Source organism: Streptomyces sp. NRRL S-455 (assembly GCF_000717875.1).
In the GTDB taxonomy this organism is placed as follows: Bacteria; Actinomycetota; Actinomycetes; order Streptomycetales; family Streptomycetaceae; genus Streptomyces.
The window spans coordinates 1-22,502 of sequence record NZ_JOCT01000009.1 but is presented as its reverse complement, the minus strand read 5'-3'; the positions used below and the strand labels follow the sequence as shown (position 1 = coordinate 22,502).

19 protein-coding genes, 1 tRNA gene and 1 pseudogene are annotated in these 22,502 nt (G+C 68.3%); 11 read left to right on the top strand and 10 right to left on the bottom strand.

What is annotated here, in order from left to right; genetic code table 11:
• Positions 1–273: 273 nt before the first annotated feature.
• The 8 genes from IE97_RS0113215 to rpmH form a co-directional block, all read right to left on the bottom strand.
• Positions 274–1,374: a ParB/RepB/Spo0J family partition protein gene (locus IE97_RS0113215; RefSeq protein WP_030237378.1), complete on the bottom strand. Its 1,101-nt coding sequence runs from the start codon at positions 1,372–1,374 to the stop codon at positions 274–276.
• A complete protein-coding gene (locus tag IE97_RS0113210; RefSeq protein WP_078603221.1) occupies positions 1,371–2,447 on the bottom strand; it encodes a ParA family protein in 1,077 nt (358 codons plus the stop codon). Before IE97_RS0113210 ends, IE97_RS0113215 begins: the two co-directional genes overlap by 4 nt.
• A 265-nt stretch (positions 2,448–2,712) precedes the next feature.
• On the bottom strand, positions 2,713–3,429 hold the full coding sequence (rsmG, locus tag IE97_RS0113205) for a 16S rRNA (guanine(527)-N(7))-methyltransferase RsmG (protein WP_030237371.1): 717 nt from the start codon (positions 3,427–3,429) through the stop codon (positions 2,713–2,715).
• A gap of 127 nt (positions 3,430–3,556) precedes the next feature.
• Positions 3,557–4,069, bottom strand: coding sequence for a protein jag (locus tag IE97_RS0113200; protein WP_020273088.1), 513 nt, complete (start codon positions 4,067–4,069; stop codon positions 3,557–3,559).
• A 15-nt stretch (positions 4,070–4,084) separates the two neighbouring features.
• Positions 4,085–5,365, bottom strand: a complete 1,281-nt coding sequence (yidC, locus tag IE97_RS0113195; protein WP_030237365.1) for a membrane protein insertase YidC — start codon at positions 5,363–5,365, stop codon at positions 4,085–4,087.
• Positions 5,366–5,368: 3 nt separating this feature from the next.
• Positions 5,369–5,743, bottom strand: a complete 375-nt coding sequence (gene yidD / locus IE97_RS0113190) for a membrane protein insertion efficiency factor YidD (protein ID WP_030237362.1) — start codon at positions 5,741–5,743, stop codon at positions 5,369–5,371.
• A complete protein-coding gene (gene rnpA / locus IE97_RS40205) occupies positions 5,740–6,111 on the bottom strand; it encodes a ribonuclease P protein component (protein ID WP_078603211.1) in 372 nt (123 codons plus the stop codon). Before rnpA ends, yidD begins: the two co-directional genes overlap by 4 nt.
• A 21-nt stretch (positions 6,112–6,132) precedes the next feature.
• The gene (gene rpmH, locus IE97_RS40200; RefSeq protein WP_003956500.1) at positions 6,133–6,270 is read right to left on the bottom strand and encodes a 50S ribosomal protein L34; all 138 of its coding nucleotides are present in this window, start codon (positions 6,268–6,270) and stop codon (positions 6,133–6,135) included.
• 374 nt (positions 6,271–6,644) lie between these two features.
• Between rpmH and dnaA the strand changes: the two genes are divergently transcribed.
• From dnaA to IE97_RS0113140, 9 genes are all read left to right on the top strand, one after another.
• Entirely contained in the window at positions 6,645–8,738 is a 2,094-nt protein-coding gene (gene dnaA, locus IE97_RS0113180; protein WP_078603210.1) for a chromosomal replication initiator protein DnaA, read from the top strand.
• 859 nt (positions 8,739–9,597) lie between these two features.
• Complete coding sequence (gene dnaN / locus IE97_RS0113175; protein WP_010032702.1) at positions 9,598–10,728, top strand: DNA polymerase III subunit beta; 1,131 nt, start codon at positions 9,598–9,600, stop codon at positions 10,726–10,728.
• Positions 10,729–10,902: 174 nt separating this feature from the next.
• Positions 10,903–11,778 (top strand): phosphogluconate dehydrogenase (NAD(+)-dependent, decarboxylating), encoded by an 876-nt coding sequence (gene gnd / locus IE97_RS0113170; RefSeq protein ID WP_030237352.1) that lies wholly within the window; start codon positions 10,903–10,905, stop codon positions 11,776–11,778.
• A 54-nt stretch (positions 11,779–11,832) separates the two neighbouring features.
• On the top strand, positions 11,833–12,954 hold the full coding sequence (recF, locus tag IE97_RS0113165; protein WP_030237348.1) for a DNA replication/repair protein RecF: 1,122 nt from the start codon (positions 11,833–11,835) through the stop codon (positions 12,952–12,954).
• Complete coding sequence (locus tag IE97_RS0113160; protein ID WP_030237344.1) at positions 12,951–13,517, top strand: DUF721 domain-containing protein; 567 nt, start codon at positions 12,951–12,953, stop codon at positions 13,515–13,517. Before recF ends, IE97_RS0113160 begins: the two co-directional genes overlap by 4 nt.
• A gap of 466 nt (positions 13,518–13,983) precedes the next feature.
• The gene (gene gyrB, locus IE97_RS0113155) at positions 13,984–16,032 is read left to right on the top strand and encodes a DNA topoisomerase (ATP-hydrolyzing) subunit B (protein ID WP_106975344.1); all 2,049 of its coding nucleotides are present in this window, start codon (positions 13,984–13,986) and stop codon (positions 16,030–16,032) included.
• Between the two features lie 42 nt (positions 16,033–16,074).
• Entirely contained in the window at positions 16,075–18,669 is a 2,595-nt protein-coding gene (gene gyrA / locus IE97_RS0113150) for a DNA gyrase subunit A (protein WP_030237336.1), read from the top strand.
• A gap of 19 nt (positions 18,670–18,688) precedes the next feature.
• Entirely contained in the window at positions 18,689–19,492 is an 804-nt protein-coding gene (locus tag IE97_RS0113145) for a DUF3566 domain-containing protein (RefSeq protein WP_030237333.1), read from the top strand.
• 114 nt (positions 19,493–19,606) lie between these two features.
• A tRNA-Ile gene (locus tag IE97_RS0113140) sits at positions 19,607–19,683 on the top strand.
• Between the two features lie 120 nt (positions 19,684–19,803).
• On the opposite strand, the gene IE97_RS0113135 is transcribed toward IE97_RS0113140, so the two are convergent.
• Complete coding sequence (locus tag IE97_RS0113135; RefSeq protein WP_030237328.1) at positions 19,804–20,169, bottom strand: DUF6344 domain-containing protein; 366 nt, start codon at positions 20,167–20,169, stop codon at positions 19,804–19,806.
• 337 nt (positions 20,170–20,506) lie between these two features.
• Between IE97_RS0113135 and IE97_RS42905 the strand changes: the two genes are divergently transcribed.
• Positions 20,507–20,635, top strand: coding sequence for a DLW-39 family protein (locus tag IE97_RS42905; protein ID WP_003999697.1), 129 nt, complete (start codon positions 20,507–20,509; stop codon positions 20,633–20,635).
• Positions 20,636–20,851: 216 nt separating this feature from the next.
• Positions 20,852–22,171, top strand: coding sequence for a hypothetical protein (locus IE97_RS0113125; RefSeq protein ID WP_030237325.1), 1,320 nt, complete (start codon positions 20,852–20,854; stop codon positions 22,169–22,171).
• Positions 22,172–22,215: 44 nt separating this feature from the next.
• Here IE97_RS0113125 and IE97_RS0113120 read toward each other — a convergent pair.
• Positions 22,216–22,502, bottom strand: a pseudogene (locus IE97_RS0113120) (serine/threonine protein kinase); the annotation flags it as partial.

Sequence of the window (22,502 nt, the reverse complement as noted above, 5' to 3'; positions counted from 1 at the left end):
AGAGCGCTCCGTTCCCTGAGGAGACTGCCGATGAAGCCACCGACCGCCCCCAGCCCCAAACCGGCGCTCACCAGTCCGGTGCGGCTCATCGTTCGCATGGCCCCTGCCTTCCTCTCAGAGGTGCTGCCGGGTGGGTTGCGCCGTACTCGAACGCATCGTATCCACGATGTGATTCCATCGAAACCGCCAGAAAGGAAAGAGCGGGCCATGTTCCGGCACACACCGGACACAGCCCGCTCTGCCGGAGACGCAGAGGACGCTCCTGTCGGAGGCTCAGGACTCGCTCTCGTCGGCGTCGCCCTCCAGGAGGCTCTTCTGCAGGACGGGCCCCTCGCCGGGAGCGAGTGAGCCGAGGATCCGCTCGAGGTCCTCCATGGAAGCGAACTCGACGGTGATCTTGCCCTTCTTCTGTCCCAGGTCGACCTTCACGCGCGTCTCAAAGCGGTCTGAGAGCCGCGTGGCGAGCTCCGACAGCGCGGGAGAAACTCGGGCACCGGCACGCGGGCCCTTGGGCCGCTGGGCCTTCTGGGGCCGCGACCCCATCAAGGTCACGATCTCCTCGACGGCCCGCACCGAGAGCCCTTCAGCCACGATGCGGTGCGCCAGCCTGTCCTGCTCCTCCGAGTCCTCGACGGACAGCAGTGCCCGCGCGTGGCCGGCGGAGAGCACCCCGGCAGCGACCCGGCGCTGCACAGCGGGCGAAAGCTTCAGCAAGCGCAAGGTGTTGGAGACCTGCGGACGGGATCGGCCGATGCGATCCGCCAGCTGATCGTGCGTGCAGTTGAAGTCCCGCAGCAACTGGTCGTAGGCGGCTGCCTCTTCCAGTGGGTTCAGCTGGGCCCGGTGCAGGTTCTCCAGCAGGGCGTCCAGGAGGAGCTTCTCGTCGTCCGTGGCCCGTACGATCGCCGGGATCGCCTCCAGCCCCGCCTCGCGGCAGGCCCGCCAGCGGCGCTCACCCATGATCAGCTCATAGCTGGCCGGACCCACCTGCCGGACGACAACCGGCTGGAGGAGTCCCACTTCCTTGATGGAGGTGATGAGTTCGGCCAGAGCGTCCTCATCGAACACCTCACGCGGCTGCCTCGGATTCGGCGTGATGGCGTCGAGGGGGATCTCGGCGAAGTGCGCACCGACGGGTGCCGCAGGCACGGCGGGAGCACCGGGCTGGGCCGGCTCCTCCGTTTCACGTGAAACAGTCGGCAGTGTCGCCACCTTCGCCGCAGCCACTCCACGGTCGTTCGGCAGCGCGGGCACTGCCGCGGGGGATGTCGAAGCGGTGTTCCCCGCCGCAGCCTGGGCCACCGACTTCTCCGTCGGTGCGGCAGGGATCAGTGCGCCCAGACCACGGCCCAGCCCCCTCCGTCGCTCGCTCACTGGATGCCCTCCACCATGCTCGGATCGTTCTGCTGTGCGCCGATGTGGGCGTGGGTCGCGTCATAACTGACCCCAACACCCTTCAGCGCGATCTCTCGTGCCGCCTCAAGATAGGAGAGGGCACCACTCGATCCAGGATCGTAAGTCAATACCGTCTGCCCGTAGCTCGGCGCCTCGGAGATACGGACGGAGCGGGGAATGCTCGTCCGCAGGACCTCGTCACCGAAGTGGGTGCGCACCTCTTCCGCGACCTGCGAAGCGAGACGCGTCCGGCCGTCGTACATGGTGAGCAGGATGGTCGACACATGCAGGGCGGGGTTGAGGTGGCCTCGCACCAGGTCGACGTTGCGCAACAGCTGCCCCAGGCCCTCCAGCGCGTAGTACTCACACTGGATCGGGATCAGGACCTCCTGGCCCGCCACCAACGCATTGACCGTCAGGAGACCGAGCGAGGGCGGACAGTCAATGAGGATGTAGTCCAACGGCTGCTCGTACGCCTGGATGGCGCGCTGCAGCCGGCTCTCCCTTGCCACCAGAGACACCAGCTCGATCTCCGCACCGGCGAGATCGATCGTGGCGGGGGCGCAGAAGAGGCCTTCGACATCGGGGACCGGCTGGACGACCTCGGAGAGCGGCTTGCTCTCCACCAACACGTCGTAGATGGACGGGACCTCGGCGTGATGGTCGATACCCAGCGCGGTGGACGCATTGCCCTGTGGGTCGAGGTCGACCACCAGAACCCTGGCCCCATGTACGGCCAGAGACGCGGCAAGGTTGACGGTCGTCGTCGTCTTGCCCACACCGCCCTTCTGGTTGGCGACCACGATGATTCGGGTCTGCTCGGGCCGTGGCAGACCCTCGCCGGCGCGGCCCAGAGCCTCCACCGCCAGTTGGGCAGCACGACCGATGGGAGTGTCGTCCATCGGAGGCGGCGTTTCACGTGAAACATCCGCCCCCATCGACTCGGTACGGGGACCGGGGACCGGATCGGTCATCGGTCCCGCGATGTTGGCGTCGGACCGCAAGGATTCACTCTCCTCGACTTCAGGCTCGCAATGAACAGAGCCTCCCATGCCTTCGGGGTCGTGAACCAGTGAGGCCTGGCGATCTGTGGAGAAATCCACCTCTGTGGACAACTCAGTTCCCTCATCGAGTGAACCCAGAGGCTTGCGGTCACGGGGTTCGGCCGCAGCGCGACCACGACTGATGATGCCGTGCAGCAGTGAGCGACGTTTCACGTGAAACACGATGCACAGCAGCCGGAGCCCAAACGTCGCGACACTCCGGCATGCATAGGTTTGGCAGCTTGTGTGGAGTACGTCTCGTCCGCAGGACGGATCAGCGCCGTCGGCGCGTGCGACCCGTGCGAGCCGCCTTGGCGCGCTTCGCCGCGAAGCGCACGCCTCCGGGGCTCTCCCCGACCTCAACCCGGACGACCGTGGACATCGGGTCCACCACACCCTCACCGACATGCAGGATGGACGTTCCCACCGCACCCAGTTTGTTCAGGGCCGCCGACGCGCTCTTCAGCTCCTCCTCGGCGGCGTCCCCCTTGAGGGCGAGCATCTCCCCGTAGGGCCGCAGCAGCGGGATGCCCCAGGTCGCGAGACGGTCGAGCGGCGCGACGGCTCGGGCCGTCACGACGTGGACGGGCTGGATCTTCCCCATGACCTCCTCGGCACGGCCCCGCACGACGGTCACATGATCGAGGCCGAGCAGCTCGACGACCTCGGTGAGGAAGTTGGTACGCCGCAGCAACGGCTCCAGCAGCGTGATCTTCAGGTCCTCCCGGACCAGCGCCAGCGGAATGCCCGGGAGACCGGCACCCGAGCCGACATCGCACACCGTCACGCCCTCGGGCACGACCTCCGAGAGCACCGCGCAGTTCAGCAGGTGCCGCTGCCAGAGGCGGGGCACTTCACGCGGGCCGATAAGACCGCGCTGCACGCCCGCCTCAGCGAGCAGCTCGGCGTACCGCACCGCATCCGCGAAGCGATCGCCGAACACCTCGCGCGCCTGCTCGGGCGCGGGGGGAAGCTCCGCTGCCTCCGTCACGGGGGACCGTCCTTCCGTACCGCGTCAGGCGCACCCGGCGCCGACGACAGAACCACCAGAACTATCAGGCTGACAAAGTTCGGCCCCGCCTGCGCAACAGACGGGGCCGGGAAAACGTAGAGGCCGATCAGGCCGGCAGCACGACGACGAAGCGCTGCGGCTCCTCGCCCTCGGACTCGCTGCGCAGACCCGCGGCCTTGACCGCGTCGTGCACGACCTTGCGCTCGAACGGCGTCATCGGCTGCAGCTTCACAGCCTCACCGCTGCTCTTGGCTTCGGCGGCGGCCTTGGCGCCCAGCTCGGACAGCTCGGAGCGCTTCCGGGCGCGGTATCCCGCGATGTCGAGCATCAGACGGCTGCGGTCACCGGTCTCCCGATGCACGGCCAGACGGGTGAGCTCCTGGAGCGCCTCCAGTACCTCACCGTCACGGCCGACCAGCTTCTGCAGGTCACGGCTGCCCGTGTCGCTGATGATCGAGACGGAGGCACGGTCTGCCTCGACGTCCATGTCGATGTCGCCGTCGAGGTCGGCGATGTCGAGCAGACCCTCCAGGTAGTCCGCAGCGATCTCGCCCTCCTGCTCCAGGCGAGTCAGGGTGTCTGCACCCTCGGCAGCGGCGGAGGTGGTGCCTTCCGTCACGGGATGGACTCCTTCTTACTTCTTGGACGGGGACTTGGGCCGCTGCGGACCCTTGCGCTGTCCGGACTGGGCCTTGCTGCGGGTACCGCCGGCGGGCTTCGCTCCGCCCTTCTTGGCAGCGGCTGCGGGCTTGGCATCCTCGGGCTCGTCGGACTTGGTCAGCGACGTCTTGGACTCGTGGTGGTCACCGGCCGCCTTCGCGGCACCGGACTGTCGCTGCGCCTTGCTCTGCCGCTTGGGCTGCTGACGCTTGGGAGTGCCGGTGGTGATCGGCGCTCCGTCCTCGGCCTGAGCGGCGGCAGCGGGTTCGCTCTTGATCACCGTGCCGTCGGCCTGGGCTGCGAGACCGGCCTTGCTGAGGCCGTTGACGAACTTGCGCTCGAACTCGTTGCGGTCGCGTCCCTTGGCGACGATCGCCTTGACGATGGCCCGGTCACGACGCCGGCTGACCTTGCTGTGCTGCGCCACGTGCTTGGTCAGGCGCTCCAGGTACTCGGCCTGAGCCTTGGAACCCGGGGTCGGGTTGTTGCGGATGACGTACATCTGCTGGCCCATGGTCCACACGTTGGTGGTCAGCCAGTACACGAGGACACCGACGGGGAAGTTGATGCCGAAGACGGCGAACATGACCGGGAAGATGTACATCAGCATCTTCTGCTGCTGCATGAACGGCGTCTTCACCGTGGTGTCGACGTTCTTCGTCATGAGCTGGCGCTGAGTGAAGAACTGCGACGCCGACATCAGGACGATCATGACGGCGGTGACCACGCGGACGTCGGTGAGCGAAGCACCGAGTGCTTCCACCTTCGACGAGCTGTCGGTGAACTTCACCGCCAGCGGCGCACCGACGATGTGCGCCTTCTGCGCGCTCTGGAGCAGGTTCTCGTTGATCACGCCGATGGTGTCGTTCGACGCGATGCTGTTGAGCACGTGGTACAGAGCGAAGAAGAACGGGGACTGCGCCAGGATGGGAAGGCACGAGGACAGCGGGTTGGTCCCCGTGTCCTTGTACAGCTTCATCATCTCTTCGGACTGACGCTGCTTGTCGTTCTTGTAGCGCTCCTGGATCTTCTTCATCTCGGGCTGGAGCGTCTGCATGGCCCGAGTCGCCTTGATCTGCTTCACGAAGAGCGGGATCAGGCAGATACGGATCAGGATCACCAGGGACACGATCGACAGGCCCCAGGCCCAACCGGTGTCAGGGCCGAAGATGGCCCCGTACACCGTGTGGAACTGGACGATGACCCAGGAGACGGGTGTGGTGATGAAGCTGAAGAGGCTGGCAATCGTGTCCACTAATCATGCTCCTTGGGCATGGGACGGTGTCTCTGCGGCCGGGCTCGAGGGACTGGACTGACTTGTGGGAGAAGTCTGTCCCTCGGTGGCCGGTGCGGCGGCGGAGGGCCCGCCCTTGCGTGCACGCCACGCGTTACGCAGCATCTCGTGCCACCGCGGGCGCTTGCGCGGCGGGACATGGTCCACACCGCCCAGCGACCACGGATTGCACCGCAGGAGGCGCCAGGCCGTGAGTGCCGTTCCCTTGATGGCACCGTGCCGGTCGATGGCCGTGTAGCCGTAGTGCGAGCACGACGGGTAGTACTTGCAGACCGGCCCCAGCAGCGGACTGATCGTCCACTGGTAGAGCTTGATCAGGGCCAGCAGCGGGTACTTCATCGCGCGCCCCCTCCCAGCAGCCGCTGGAAAGCGGCATCCAGGTCTCGGGCCAGCTGTGCGTGGTCGGCGTCGCCCGCTCCGGGCAGCGCTCGTACGACTACCAGGCTACCGGGGGGCAGCTGGGCGACCCGCTCACGCATCAGGTGGCGAAGCCTGCGCTTCACTTTGTTGCGTACGACCGCGCCACCCACGGCCTTGCTCACGACGAAACCCGCACGCGTCGGGGGAGCGCTCTCCCCAGGCGCATGCGGGTCCGTTGCACCGCTTCGAAGGTGGACGACGAGGTGCGGGCGTCCTGCCCGACGCCCTCGCCGTACCGCGGTCGCGAAGTCCTCGCGCCGCCTCAGCCGGTTCTCGGTGGGCAGCACGACGTCATGACCTGATCGGGATCAGGCGGACAGACGGGCGCGACCCTTGCTACGGCGGGACGCGAGAATCGCGCGGCCGGCACGGGTGCGCATACGCAGCCGAAAGCCGTGGGTCTTCGCGCGACGACGGTTGTTCGGCTGGAAGGTGCGCTTGCTCACTCGGGGGCTCCAGAAGAAATCGGTAGTTGCGGGGTGCCGTCCTGGCTGTCACCGTGCGCCCACGAGTAGCTCGCAGTTACGCCCGAGTGCACCGCTTACCGATCACCCAAATGATCTGTGCCCATCGGAGGCAGGCGGCAGCAGCCATCGACAACTCGACCTGGTTACGGTACGCGCGGCTACGCCATCCGGTCAAACCGGCACCCGCCCGGAGACACTTGTCCACAGGCTGGGGACAACAACTTGAACCCTACCGGCCGCCCTGACTACCGTGACGGAACTCCGATTCGTTCCCTTGTCCCTGCGAAATCCGTCTTGGATCCCAACCCGTCCCAGAACCACACGTTCGTGGGACCTGCGAGAGAGCGTGCCCTGTGGCTGACGTACCTGCCGATCTTGCCGCAGTGTGGCCACGCGTATTGGAGCAGCTCCTCGGAGAGGGTCGAGGCCAGGGGGTCGAGGCGAAGGACGAGCACTGGATCCGGCGCTGCCAGCCGCTCGCGCTGGTGGCGGACACCGCCCTGCTCGCCGTACCGAACGAGTTCGCGAAGGGTGTGCTCGAAGGCCGCCTGGCACCCGTCGTCAGCGAGACGCTGAGCCGCGAGTGCGGCCGCCCGATCCGGATCGCGATCACCGTCGACGACTCCGCCGGCGAGCCCCCGGCCACGCCGGCGCCTCCGGCCCGCTCCCAGCCGCGCTACGAAGAGCCCGAGATCCCGGCCGCGCGCCAGGAACGCGACGCCTACGAGCGCCAGGAACGCGACGGGTACGAGGGCTACGGCCGCCACCGCGCCGACCCGCTGCCGGGCACCGCGGGCGACCAGCTCCCGCCTACGCGCGGAGATCAGCGCGGCGATCAGCGCGGAGATCAGCGCGGCGATCAACTGCCCACCGCCCGTCCCGCCTACCCGTCCGAGTACCAGCGCCCCGAACCCGGCTCCTGGCCGCGGCCGACGCACGACGACTACGGCTGGCAGCAGCAGCGCCTGGGCTTCCCCGAGCGTGACCCGTACGCGTCACCGAGCCAGGACTCCTACGGCGCGCAGGACTCCTACAAGGCTCAGGACTCCTACCGCGCCCAGGACTCCTACAGCCCGCAGGACGCATACGGATCACCCCAGGACTCCTACGGCTCCAAAGACACATACGGCACACAGGACTCCTACGGCTCGCCCGCCCAGGACACGTACGGCTCCCCCTCCCAGGACTACCGCCCGCAGTCCATGGAGCGTCCCTACGAGCCACCGCGTTCCGACTACGAACCGCCACGCGCCGAATACGACCAGCGCGACCCGGTCCGCCGGGAACTGCCCGAGCCCCCGCCCGGCTCCGGGCACGTGCACCGCGGTGGCCCCGTCGGCCCGAACCTGCCCACGACCGGTGCGCCCGGCCCGCTGGCCGCGCAGCCCGCGCCGGCGACCGGCCCGGGTGAGCCCACGGCGCGACTGAACCCGAAGTACCTCTTCGACACGTTCGTCATCGGCGCCTCCAACCGCTTCGCGCACGCGGCCGCGGTGGCCGTCGCCGAGGCACCGGCGAAGGCCTACAACCCCCTGTTCATCTACGGGGAGTCCGGACTCGGCAAGACGCACCTGCTGCACGCGATCGGGCACTACGCGCGCAGCCTCTACCCGGGCACGCGCGTGCGGTACGTGAGCTCGGAGGAGTTCACCAACGAGTTCATCAACTCCATCCGCGACGGCAAGGGCGACAGCTTCCGCAAGCGCTACCGCGAGATGGACATCCTGCTCGTCGACGACATCCAGTTCCTGGCGGACAAGGAATCGACGCAGGAGGAGTTCTTCCACACGTTCAACACGCTCCACAACGCCAACAAGCAGATCGTGCTCTCCAGCGACCGGCCGCCCAAGCAGCTGGTGACGCTGGAGGACCGGCTGCGGAACCGTTTCGAGTGGGGTCTGATCACGGACGTCCAGCCGCCCGAGCTGGAGACACGGATCGCGATCCTCCGCAAGAAGGCGGTGCAGGAGCAGCTGAACGCCCCGCCGGAGGTGCTGGAGTTCATCGCCTCGCGGATCTCGCGCAACATCCGTGAGCTGGAGGGCGCGCTGATCCGGGTCACGGCGTTCGCCTCGCTCAACCGGCAGCCGGTGGACCTGGGCCTGACGGAGATCGTGCTGAAGGACCTGATCCCCGGTGGCGACGACGCGACGCCGGAGATCACCTCGACGGCCATCATGGGCGCGACCGCCGACTACTTCGGTCTCACCGTCGAGGACCTGTGCGGCAGCTCGCGCGGCCGCCAGCTCGTCACGGCCCGGCAGATCGCCATGTATCTGTGCCGTGAGCTCACGGACCTGTCGCTGCCGAAGATCGGCGCACTGTTCGGCGGCCGCGACCACACGACGGTCATGCACGCGGACCGCAAGATCCGCAACCTGATGGCCGAGCGCCGCTCCATCTACAACCAGGTCACCGAGCTGACCAACCGCATCAAGAACGGCTGACGGCCACCGCGGAAGGCCGCTGAGGGCGCCCCCGGAGACTCTTCCGGGGGCGCCCTTCGTCATGTCGCGGACGCCGGCTGTTCGATTACCAGCCGGGTTACGGCCACTCTCCACAGATTCGGTGACTTTTTCCCGTCCACATCCTGGGGACCGGGAAGTTGTCCAGACTGTGTCCACAGGCAGCCGTGTTGAAGGACCATCAGACCAGGTCAATGGCATGTGGATCCGTGGACGAACACGCTCCACAGGCTGTGGACGGAGAGCTGATCCACAGGCTGTGCATCGAGTTGTCCACCGCCAACCCACAGGCTGAGGTGAGTTGTCCCCAGCGATCCCCAGCTTCTCCACATCGCTGTCCACTGTTCGGCAACGCGACGCGCCTCCTCACCGGGTCGAGTGAAAGGCGTCACACGAAGCTGCCGGGTTGGGCTGTGGGAAAGGTGGGTAAAGCTGGGGACAGCACTGGGGAGAACTCGCCCTGCCCTGTGCACGGGATGTGCAGAACTTTCCGTTCTCCACAGAGACCCCAGGTTGTCCACCGCCGCCACCCACAGGCCCCGTGGACAAAATTCCTGCTCTGAGCTGGGCAAACAGGGTTATCCACGGTATCCACAGGCCCTACTACTACTCCCGACTAGAGAGAGTTGGGAATTCGTTTCGAAGCGGGTCCTGTGCACAACTCGCTCTCCGGCGCCCGACCGCCCCTCGTCACGACTTGACCCCGAGAGGCACCTACTGTCAGTGCGGTGCGTCAGACTGGTCCCCGGTGTCCTCCCCCTCACAGGGACCGTCGACACCGAGACAGACGACGAGGGCCAGGCAGAGCGAGAAGCGCCGGCAACAGCAGGAGGCGGCAACAGTGAAGATCCGGGTGGAACGCGACGTACTCGCGGAGGCAGTGGCCTGGGCGGCACGCAGCCTCCCGGCCCGTCCGCCGGCGCCTGTCCTCGCCGGCCTGCTGCTGAAGGCGGAGGACGGCCAGCTGAGCCTGTCCAGCTTCGACTACGAGGTCTCCGCGCGGGTGTCCGTGGAGGCCGAGGTCGAGGAGGAGGGCACGGTACTCGTCTCCGGCCGTCTGCTCGCCGACATCTGCCGCGCCCTCCCCAACCGTCCGGTGGAGATCTCCACAGACGGTGTACGGGCGACCGTGGTCTGCGGCTCCTCCCGGTTCACACTCCACACACTGCCTGTGGAGGAGTACCCGGCACTGCCGCAGATGCCGAACGCCACGGGCACGGTCCCCGGCGAGGTCTTCGCCTCCGCGGCCGCCCAGGTGGCCATCGCGGCCGGCCGGGACGACACTCTCCCGGTCCTGACGGGTGTGCGGATCGAGATCGAGGGCGACACCGTCACCCTGGCGTCCACCGACCGGTACCGCTTCGCGGTGCGCGAGTTCCTGTGGAAGCCGGAGAACCCGGAGGCCTCCGCGGTCGCCCTGGTGCCCGCCAAGACGCTCCTGGACACCGCCAAGGCCCTGACCAGCGGGGACCAGGTGACTCTGGCGCTGTCCGGCTCGGGCTCCGGCGAGGGCCTGATCGGCTTCGAGGGCGCCGGCCGTCGTACCACGACCCGCCTGCTGGAGGGCGACCTCCCGAAGTACCGCACGCTGTTCCCGACGGAGTTCAACAGCGTCGCCGTCATCGAGACCGCCCCCTTCGTGGAGGCCGTCAAGCGCGTGGCCCTGGTCGCCGAGCGCAACACCCCGGTGCGGCTCAGCTTCGAGCAGGGCGTGCTCATCCTCGAGGCCGGTTCCAGCGACGACGCACAGGCTGTGGAAAGGGTGGACGCGCAGCTGGAGGGCGACGACATCTCGATCGCCTTCAACCCGACGTTCCTGCTCGACGGCCTGAGCGCCATCGACTCCCCGGTGGCCCAGCTGTCCTTCACGACGTCCACCAAGCCGGCGCTGCTCAGCGGCAAGCCGGCGCTGGACGCCGAGGCTGACGAGGCCTACAAGTACCTGATCATGCCGGTGCGCCTGAGCGGCTGAGGCAGCAGCGCGCCGTCGGTCGTCCACGGGCTGAGGGCAAACCCGCAGGTGAGGGCGTACGACTGAGCGCGTATGCCCACAGATGTGCGCGAGCGTCCGGGTTTAGGCTCGGACGCGCGCACGACAGTGCCGCAACGCCACGTCGGACACCTGCACAGCTAAGGAACACAACTGATGGAGCTCGGTCTCGTCGGCCTCGGCAAGATGGGCGGCAACATGCGCGAGCGGATACGCCGCGCCGGCCACACCGTCTTCGGATACGACCGCAACCCGGACCTCGCCGACGTCCACAGCCTGCAGGAGCTTGTGGGCAAGCTCAGCGGCCCGCGCGTGGTCTGGGTGATGGTCCCGGCAGGTGAGGCCACGCAGTCCACCATCGACGAGCTCGCCGAACTGCTGGAGCCCGGCGACGTCGTCGTGGACGGCGGCAACTCCCGCTGGACGGACGACGAGAAGCACGCCGAGGAGCTGGCGGCCAAGGGCATCGGTTTCGTCGACTGCGGTGTTTCCGGCGGCGTCTGGGGCCTGGAGAACGGCTACGCGCTGATGTACGGCGGCGACAAGGAGAACGTCGCCAAGGTGCAGCCGGTGTTCGACGCGCTCAAGCCGGAGGGCGACTTCGGTTCGGTGCACGCCGGCAAGGTCGGTGCGGGCCACTTCGCCAAGATGGTCCACAACGGCATCGAGTACGCGATGATGCAGGCTTACGCCGAGGGCTGGGAGCTCCTGGAGAAGGTCGACTCGGTGACCGACGTCCGGGAGGTCTTCCGCTCCTGGCAGGAGGGCACGGTCATCCGCTCCTGGCTGCTGGACCTCGCCGTCAACGCGCTCGATGAGGACGAGCATCTGGACGGGCTCCGGGGTTATGCACAGGACTCCGGTGAGGGACGCTGGACTGTGGAGGCCGCGATCGACAACGCGGTGCCGCTGCCGGCGATCACCGCGTCGCTGTTCGCACGGTTCGCCTCGCGCCAGGAGGACTCGCCGCAGATGAAGATGATCGCGGCGCTGCGGAACCAGTTCGGCGGCCACGCGGTCGAGAAGAAGTAAGCAGCACCCGGAAGCAAGCAGCACCCGAGGACCTGGGAGGTCGGCGAAACGACCATGCACGTCACGCATCTGTCGCTGGCCGACTTCCGCTCGTACCCCCGGGTCGAGGTCCCGCTCGACCCGGGAGTGACGGCCTTCGTCGGCCCGAACGGGCAGGGCAAGACCAACCTGGTCGAGGCCGTGGGTTACCTCGCCACCCTCGGCAGTCACCGTGTCTCCTCGGACGCCCCCCTGGTCCGCATGGGTGCCGAGCGTGCGGTCGTCCGGGCCCAGGTCCGGCAGGGCGACCGGCAGCAGCTGGTCGAGCTGGAGCTGAACCCGGGCAGGGCCAACCGCGCCCGTATCAACAGGTCCTCGCAGGTCAGACCGCGTGATGTGCTGGGGATCGTACGGACCGTGCTGTTCGCGCCGGAGGATCTCGCCCTGGTCAAGGGCGATCCCGGTGAGCGGCGGCGCTTCCTGGACGAGTTGATCACCGCCCGTTCGCCGCGCATGGCCGGGGTCCGTTCCGACTACGACCGGGTCCTCAAGCAGCGCAACACCCTGTTGAAGTCGGCCGCGCTGGCCCGTCGGCACGGCGGACGCTCCATGGACATGTCCACCCTCGACGTGTGGGACCAGCACCTCGCGCGCGCGGGCGCCGAGCTGCTCGCCCAGCGCCTGGACCTGATCGCCACGATCCAGCCGCTCGCCGACAAGGCGTACGAGCAGCTCGCCCCGGGCGGCGGCCCGGTCGCGCTGGAGTACAGGCCGTCGGCGCCGGGTGAGGCGCACACGCGCGAGGACCTGTTCGAGCAGCTGATGGCGGCGCTCGCCGAGGCCCGCAAGCAGGAGATCGAGCGGGGCGTCACGCTGGTCGGCCCGCACCGGGACGACCTGGTGCTCAAGCTGGGCCAGCTGCCCGCCAAGGGGTATGCCTCGCACGGCGAGTCCTGGTCCTATGCCCTGGCGCTGCGTCTCGCCTCCTACGACCTGCTGCGTGCCGAGGGCAACGAGCCGGTGCTGGTGCTCGACGACGTCTTCGCCGAGCTGGACGCCCGTCGCCGTGAGCGTCTTGCCGAGCTGGTGGCGCCGGGCGAGCAGGTCCTGGTGACGGCGGCGGTCGACGACGACGTACCGCATGTGCTGTCCGGGGCGCGGTTCGCCGTGTCCGAGGGGACGGTGGAGCGCGTATGACCGAGAACTCACCGGAGCGTGCGTCGGAGACCGCCTCAGGGAAACCGCCTGCGCCCCGTTCTCCCGAGCCCTCCGGCGTGGACCTCGCGCGCGTGGCGCTGCGTGCGGCGAAGGAGGCCGCTCGCGCGCGTGGGGACGCGGCGCAGCAGAAGAAGCAGGCGCGCCGTGGCGGACTGCGCTCCGGCGCGCGCGCCGACGGGCGCGACCCCATGGCGCTGGGCTCCGCGATCAACCGGCTGATCACGGAGCGCGGCTGGGAGGCGCCGGCGGCGGTGGGCGGTGTGATGGGCCGCTGGCCGCAGATCGTCGGCGAGGACGTGGCCAAGCACTGTGTGCCGGAGAGGTACGACGAGGACGAGCGTGTCCTGAGCGTGCGCTGTGACTCGACGGCCTGGGCGACGAACCTGAGGCTGCTCGCCCCGACCCTGGTGGCCCGTCTCAACGAGGACCTGGGGCACGGCACGGTGCGGCAGATCAAGGTGCAGGGCCCCGGTGCCCCCACGCGGCGCTACGGCCCGCTGCGGGCCCCCGGCAGCACCGGACCGGGCGACACCTACGGCTGACCGGAGCCCCTGTCCCACGCCTGCCCGGCCTCGATCCGCACCCCTTTTCCCACCGATCGCCACCACGTGACTGACATCACAAAAGAGGCCGTCGGGGGCCCGCTCCGGGCCCCGGCGGCGCACTCTTCGCGCGAGCGCGCACGGTCGCGATGCGCGACCTGACTCCGAAGTAGCCAAGGGTTGACGGCCGGAAGCGCTGAGTGCCGCTGTGAGCCTCTTGGAGACCCCATCCGCATATCGGGAGTCGGACAAGACCGGTTGAGGGCGGCACATGCGGACCCAGGTACCGGCAAACCCCCATCAGTGTCAGTGCTACCGGTAGACTGGAAGCAATCCCGCCCCCATCGTGGGGACCGTCCGGGAAAAGCTGAGCAACGCTGATCAAGGCTTACCAACGCAACATGCCGCAGCCGCTCCGGCAACCCGCCGACGAGCCTGGCTCGTGCTGTGCCAGAAAGGGCGCTTCGTGGCCGATTCCGGCAACCCCAACGAGAACAATCCGTCCGTCGAGGCCATGGCTGGAGTCGCCGAGGCCTCAGCCGCCGCTTCGTACGACGCCAGTGCCATCACCGTCCTCGAGGGTCTGGACGCGGTCCGCAAGCGACCCGGCATGTACATCGGCTCGACCGGTGAGCGCGGCCTGCACCACCTGGTGCAGGAGGTCGTCGACAACTCCGTCGACGAGGCGCTGGCCGGTTACGCGGACACCATCGACGTGACGATCCTGGCCGACGGCGGCGTACGCGTCGTCGACAACGGCCGTGGTATCCCGGTGGACCTGCACCCGGTCGAGAAGAAGCCGGCCGTCGAGGTCGTGCTGACCGTGCTGCACGCGGGCGGCAAGTTCGGCGGCGGCGGCTACGCGGTCTCCGGTGGTCTGCACGGCGTCGGCGTCTCCGTCGTGAACGCCCTGTCGACCAAGGTGAGCGTCGACATCAAACGCGACGGCTTCCGCTGGACGCAGGACTACAAGATGGGCGTTCCGACGGCCCCGCTCGCCAAGCACGAGGCGGTCGAGGACTCGGGTACGACGGTCACCTTCTGGGCCGACCCGGACATCTTCGAGACCACCGACTACTCCTTCGAGACGCTGTCGCGGCGCTTCCAGGAGATGGCGTTCCTCAACAAGGGCCTGCGGATCAACCTGACCGACGAGCGCGAGTCGGCGAAGGCCACCGCCGGCGCGGACGAGGCGGGCGAGGACGAGAAGCACGAGGTCAAGTCCGTCTCGTACCACTACGAGGGCGGCATCGTCGACTTCGTGAAGTACCTCAACTCCCGCAAGGGCGAGGCGGTGCACCCCACCGTGATCGACCTGGAGGCGGAGGACAAGGACAGGCAGCTGTCCCTCGAGCTCGCCATGCAGTGGAACGGCGGCTACACCGAGGGCGTGTACTCCTTCGCCAACATCATCCACACCCACGAGGGCGGTACGCACGAAGAGGGCTTCCGGTCCGCCCTGACCTCGCTGATCAACAAGTACGCGCGCGACAAGCGGCTGCTGCGCGAGAAGGACGACAACCTCACGGGTGACGACATCCGTGAGGGTCTGACCGCCATCATCTCGGTCAAGCTGAGCGAGCCTCAGTTCGAGGGCCAGACGAAGACCAAGCTGGGCAACACCGAGGTCAAGACCTTCGTCCAGCGGGTCGTCTACGAGCACCTGGCGGACTGGCTGGACCGTAATCCCAACGAGGCCGCGGACATCATCCGCAAGGGCATCGCGGCGGCCACCGCGCGCGTGGCGGCCCGCAAGGCGCGCGACCTGACCCGTCGTAAGGGCCTGCTGGAGACCGCGTCCCTGCCGGGCAAGCTCTCCGACTGCCAGTCGAACGACCCCGAGAAGTGCGAGATCTTCATCGTCGAGGGTGACTCGGCCGGCGGTTCGGCCAAGTCCGGCCGCAACCCGCAGTACCAGGCGATCCTCCCGATCCGCGGCAAGATCCTCAACGTCGAGAAGGCGCGCATCGACCGCATCCTGCAGAACCAGGAGATCCAGGCGATGATCTCCGCGTTCGGCACGGGTGTGCACGAGGACTTCGACATCGAGAAGCTCCGCTATCACAAGATCATCCTGATGGCGGACGCCGACGTCGACGGCCAGCACATCAACACCCTGCTGCTGACCTTCCTGTTCCGCTTCATGCGGCCGCTGGTCGAGGCCGGGCACGTGTACCTCTCCCGCCCGCCGCTCTACAAGATCAAGTGGGGCAAGGACGACTTCGAGTACGCGTACTCCGACCGTGAGCGCGACGCCCTGATCGAGATGGGCCGCAACGCCGGCAAGCGCATCAAGGACGACTCGGTGCAGCGCTTCAAGGGTCTCGGCGAGATGAACGCCGAGGAGCTGCGCATCACGACCATGGACCAGGAGCACCGCGTCCTCGGCCAGGTCACCCTCGACGACGCCGCCCAGGCCGACGACCTGTTCTCGGTCCTCATGGGCGAGGACGTCGAGGCCCGTCGCGCGTTCATCCAGCGCAACGCCAAGGACGTCCGCTTCCTCGACATCTGAGTCGGTCTCAGCTGACCGCACCAGGAAGGACCTTCACCAGCAATGACCGACGAGAACACTCCCGTCACGCCTGAGGTGGACGAGTCGGCGGGCCTGCGCGTCGAACCCGTCGGGCTCGAGACGGAGATGCAGCGCTCCTACCTCGACTACGCGATGTCCGTCATCGTCTCGCGTGCACTGCCGGACGTCCGTGACGGCCTCAAGCCCGTCCACCGGCGCGTGCTGTACGCCATGTACGACGGCGGTTACCGCCCCGAGCGCGGCTTCTACAAGTGCGCCCGAGTCGTCGGCGACGTGATGGGCAACTACCACCCGCACGGCGACTCCTCCATCTACGACGCCCTGGTCCGCCTCGCCCAGTCCTGGTCGATGCGCATGCCGCTCGTGGACTCCAACGGCAACTTCGGCTCCCCGGGCAACGACCCGGCCGCGGCGATGCGGTACACCGAGTGCAAGATGGCGCCGCTGTCCATGGAGATGGTCCGTGACATCGACGAGGAGACCGTCGACTTCACGGACAACTACGACGGCCGCTCCCAGGAGCCGACCGTCCTGCCGGCCCGCTTCCCGAACCTGCTGATCAACGGCTCGGCCGGTATCGCGGTCGGCATGGCGACCAACATCCCGCCGCACAACCTGCGCGAGGTCGCCGCCGGCGCCCAGTGGTACCTGGAGAACCCGGAGGCCTCGCACGAGGAGCTCCTGGACGCGCTGATCGAGCGCATCAAGGGCCCTGACTTCCCCACCGGCGCGCTGGTCGTGGGCCGCAAGGGCATCGAGGAGGCGTACCGCACCGGCCGCGGCTCCATCACGATGCGCGCGGTCGTCGAGGTCGAGGAGATCCAGAACCGCCAGTGCCTGGTGGTCACGGAGCTGCCGTACCAGGTCAACCCGGACAACCTCGCCCAGAAGATCGCCGACCTCGTCAAGGACGGCAAGATCGGCGGCATCGCGGACGTCCGTGACGAGACCTCCTCGCGCACCGGCCAGCGTCTGGTCATCGTGCTGAAGCGGGACGCGGTCGCCAAGGTCGTGCTGAACAACCTCTACAAGCACACCGACCTGCAGACGAACTTCGGCGCCAACATGCTGGCGCTGGTGGACGGTGTGCCGCGCACGCTCTCGCTGGACGCGTTCATCCGCCACTGGGTGACGCACCAGATCGAGGTCATCGTCCGCCGTACGCGTTTCCGGCTGCGCAAGGCCGAGGAGCGGGCCCACATCCTGCGTGGTCTGCTGAAGGCCCTGGACGCCATCGACGAGGTCATCGCGCTGATCCGGCGCAGTGAGACCGTCGAGATCGCCCGCGGCGGCCTGATCGACCTGCTGACGATCGACGAGATCCAGGCCAACGCCATCCTGGAGATGCAGCTGCGCCGACTGGCGGCCCTGGAGCGCCAGAAGATCGTCCAGGAGCACGACGAACTCCAGGCGAAGATCAACGAGTACAACGAGATCCTGGCCTCCCCGGTCCGCCAGCGGGGCATCGTGAGCGCGGAACTGGCCGCGATCGTCGAGAAGTACGGTGACGACCGCAAGACCAAGCTGATCCCCTACGAGGGCGACATGTCCATCGAGGACCTGATCGCCGAGGAGGACATCGTCGTCACGGTCACCCGGGGCGGCTACATCAAGCGCACCAAGACCGACGACTACCGCGCTCAGAAGCGCGGCGGCAAGGGCGTTCGCGGCACGAAGCTGAAGGAAGACGACATCGTCGACCACTTCTTCGTGTCGACCACGCACCACTGGCTGCTGTTCTTCACCAACAAGGGCCGCGTCTACCGCGTCAAGGGCTACGAGCTGCCCGACGCCGGCCGGGACGCGCGCGGCCAGCACGTCGCGAACCTGCTCGCCTTCCAGCCGGACGAGGCGATCGCCGAGATCCTGGCGATCCGCGACTACGAGGCCGTTCCGTACCTCGTGCTCGCCACCAAGGCCGGGCTGGTGAAGAAGACGCCTCTGAAGGATTACGATTCGCCGCGTTCCGGTGGTGTGATCGCGATCAACCTCCGCTCGATGGAGGACGGTTCGGACGACGAACTGATCGGAGCCGAACTGGTTTCGTCGGACGACGATCTGCTTCTGATCAGCAAGAAGGCGCAGTCGATCAGGTTCACCGCCTCGGACGAAACCCTGCGTCCCATGGGCCGTGCCACCTCGGGCGTCAAGGGCATGAGCTTCCGCGAGGAAGACGAGCTGCTCTCGATGAATGTTGTTCGACCGGGTACGTTCGTGTTCACTGCCACGGACGGCGGGTACGCGAAGCGGACCGCCGTCGACGAGTACCGCGTCCAGGGTCGCGGCGGCCTCGGCATCAAGGCTGCCAAGATCGTCGAGGACCGTGGTTCCCTCGTCGGCGCGCTGGTGGTCGAGGAGACCGACGAGATCCTCGCCATCACGCTGTCGGGCGGTGTGATTCGTACGCGAGTCAACGAGATCAGGGAAACCGGCCGTGACACCATGGGCGTCCAACTGATCAATCTGGGCAAGCGCGATGCCGTGGTCGGCATCGCTCGCAACGCCGAGGCGGGACGCGAGGCGGAAGAGGTCGACGGCGACGTGGTCGTCGACGAGACCGCCGAGGGTGCCGCGAACACCGGCACGGACGAGGGTGAGGTGCCCTCGGCCGAGTAGGCACGAGGAGTGAGTCAGCGTGAGCGGAGCCACGGGCGCCGGACCGACCGGTACCTCGAAGGGTACGGAGACGGACGGCGGCGGCCGTGGCTCCGCCGCGCGTGCGGCGGACCCGCACACGACCAACCTGAAGGCGATCAAGTCCCCGGCCGAGGACGCACCCTCGCCTGACTCGCATGATTCCCAGGGGGGAACTGTGACGGACGCAAGAGGTCCGCAGACCCAGCAGAAGACCGATGCGGGCCCCGCCGCTTCCGCCGCCCAGCCGCAGCCGGCCGCCCAGGACCAGGGCACCGCCGCGCAGACGGCCTCCCCGCTGCCGGGAGAACGGCAGACGCGGCAGCAGGCCGGGCCGTACCACCCGCCGCAGGCCTATCCGGCGCAGCAGGCAGCGGGCGCGGGCGCCGCCGGTGCCGTACGGCGCCCCCGCACGGGCGCACGCACCACGCCACGGGTCCGCAAGGCGCGGTTGCGGGTGGCGAAGGCCGACCCGTGGTCGGTCATGAAGGTCAGCTTCCTGCTCTCCATCGCCCTGGGCATCTGCACGATCGTCGCGGCCGCCGTGCTGTGGATGGTCATGGACGCGATGGGTGTCTTCTCGACGGTCGGCGGCACGATCTCCGAGGCGACCGGCTCGAACGAGTCCAACGGCTTCGACCTGCAGGCCTTCCTGTCGCTGCCCAACGTCCTGCTGTTCACGTCGGTCATCGCGGTCATCGACGTCGTCCTGGCGACGGCCCTCGCGACGCTGGGCGCGTTCATCTACAACCTCTCCGCGGGTTTCGTTGGCGGTGTGGAGCTGACGCTCGCCGAGGACGAGTGACGTCACCTTTGTCGTTGCCCTTTGTCGTTGTCCCGACAACCGATTTTGGGACTGCCCATGTCGTGCGCTAATCTTCAGGAGTCAGCGCGCGGGACACACACCGCAGAGCGCGGCGGGGCTATAGCTCAGTTGGTTAGAGCGCATCCCTGATAAGGATGAGGCCACAGGTTCAAATCCTGTTAGCCCCACCAGCACGGAAACCCCCAACCGATAGCGGTTGGGGGTTTTCTGTGTTCTGACATGAGAGGACCCGGCGGCTCTGCCGAGCTGCCGGGTCTGTACGCGGATCGCCGGTGGGATGTGCCAGGGACTCAGGGCTGCATGGGGATGAGGCGGTCCGCCCGGGGGTCCGAAGCTGCGTCGGTGCCGTCGTGGGTGCCGTCGGCGGCCGGTGCCGCCGGTGCGTCCGCGAGCGGGCGGTTGCGGCAGCGGGGGGACTTGCCGTGGGCCTCGGCGCGGATGCGCTGTTTCATCGTGGGGGGCAGGGCCCTGGCGTAGGACCTGGAAGAGGTCACCGACACCGTTCGCTGGTGCGGGATGTGCTCGCTGTTGCGCGTCTGCTCGGTCTGCGGTACGGCCGCCGCGGCGGTCGTCGTGATGAGTCCGAGCGTCCTGCACAGTGCGAGGAAGGCGGTGACGATGACGGTCCACAGCTGCATGACCTTGTTCCGGGCCATGGCCCCTCACTTTCGGGTCGGGCGATTTGCGTACTTTCCTCATGATGTGTATGGGGGGCGAGAAGTGGTGGACCGACGCCCGTGGCGCGTGGATGTTCAGATGAACACCACTCGGATGGGCGTAAGAGGGGGCAGAATGTGAGAAGAGGGGAGAATGACGGTCAAAGTAACCGTCCGTCGGCGTGTGATCACCCTCCGGTCGGATCGGTGAGTTCCGCTTCTATCCCGGGCATTCGGAAGGGAGTTGAGGGCCGACGCAGGTCACCGATCGGTATCGGTCGGTGTGTATAGTCGGGCGCCAGAGGTCCCCTACGTCAAGGAAAGACGAGGTCGCGCGGTGAAGAAGCTTCTCCTGGTCGCACTGGCCGCCATCGGCGGGCTCCTCGTGTACCGCCAGATCCAGGCGGATCGCGCCGAGCAGGATCTGTGGACGGAGGCGACTGACTCCGTGCCCACGGGTTCCTGAGTCACGACACCCCATACCGAGCACACCCCGGCCGCCTCGCGGTCGGGGTTTTGTGTGTCGCACGGATTGCGTGGATGGCCGGGTGGTGGACGCGACCGCGAGGCAGGATGGGCCACGGGTTCACGGTGTGAGGTTCCCGGCGGTTCCGCGGGTCGGTGACGTGAGGGGTGGCGCGTGAGGGGACGGTCTCGTACGGAGCGGGGGCGTCGTGGGGGTATGTGGCTCGGCCGTCGTCCTGCGGTGGCCGTGCGCCTCGGGGTCGTGGCGGTGGTGCTGGGTACGACGGCCGCCGTGGGACCGGGCCAGGCGGCTCTCGCCGCCGTCGAGGCCTCCGACACGGCGACGTCGCCGAGCCCCTACGCCTTCGCCGAGGGGGCGCGGAGCATCGAGGGAGCCAGGAGCACCGCGGACGCCGCCCCCCTGGAGCCCGGGACGGTCTACCGGAGTTCCCTCCCGAGCAGCGGCAAGGTCAGCTACCGCATCGCACTCGACGCCTCCTCGAACGCGTACGTCTCCGTCACCGCCGTCCCCTCCCCCGGCAGCACCGTCTCCGTCATCGACGGGGTCAAGGTGTCCCTGCAGGACGACAACGGCGCCCCCTGCTCCGTCGACACCACGAGCTTCGGGGCCGCCCGCAGCCCGCACCCGGTCGCGGCATGGGGCAAGCGTGAGATCTCACCCGCCAAACCGCTGTGCCGGGAGGCCGGTACCTACTACGTGTTCGTCGAACGCGTCGATCCGGACGGCGAGGGTTCTTCGCCCGACGCCTGGGATCTGGAGCTCGTCGCCATGACCGAGCCACGGACGGCGAACACCGGGGCGACCAGCGCGCCCGAGGTGTGGAACTCCGCCTCGCCGCAGCCGCTCCAGGGGGAGGCCGAGCGGCGTCGCGGCGGCGAGGGGTTCGCCGGGGCGACCCCTCTGGATCAGGGCGTCTGGCGTGACGGCATCCGCCCCGGCCGGACGCTGTTCTACGAGGTGCCGGTCGACTGGGGCCAGCAGCTGCACGTCACCGCCGAACTGGGCAGCTCGGACTCCGGCGGCACCGGGTACACCTCAGACGCGCTGGACCTGGCCCTGTACAACCCCGCGCGCGGCCATGTCGCCGATGTGGGTGTCGGCTACGACGGCGACCAGAAGTCCAACAGCCTGCCCGCCCTGCCGCCCGTCGACCACGCCAACCGCCACGCCCCCACGGACCAGATCGGCGCGATGCGCTTCGCCGGCTCCTACTACCTCGTCGCACACCTCGCGGAGGACGTCGCCGACAGCTTCGGGGACGGTCCCTTCGCGATGACACTGCGCGTGCGCGTGAGCGGGGCGGCGAAGGACGGGCCCCGGTACGTGGGGGAGTCCGAACCGAAGGGCGTCTTCGAGGTCACCGACCAGGACCGGCAGACCGCGGCGGAGGGCGTGGCCGCCGGTGACGACACCGCGCTGCGGGTAGTCGCCGTCGGCGGCATCGGCACGGGGAGCGCGCTGCTGGTGGGGCTCGGCGTGTGGACCGTGCTGGCCCGGCGGAAGAACGTGGTCTAGGGCCGAACCGGGTGCCGTTCGGTACGCGCTCGCCCGTGCGGGGCTCAGAGCTGGGCCAGGGCCCAGAAGCCCACGGCGTAGCAGGCCAGGGCGAGGAGCAGGAGCGGGACCGCCACCTTGGGCGGCGGCCCGGAGCGACGCGCCGGGCGCTGCGCTCGGTGCCGTGACGCCCCCTGGCCGGACAGCGGCGTCCGTGGGGCCTCGGGGGTCTGTGCGGTGTACGAGGCGGTGGAAGTGTCGGCGCGAAGCCGTGCCGCTTCGGGCAGCGGCCGGCCGGAGTAACCCTGGTGGTTCGGGTACGCCGGGGGGAGCGGCTGCGCGGGGGGCAGGG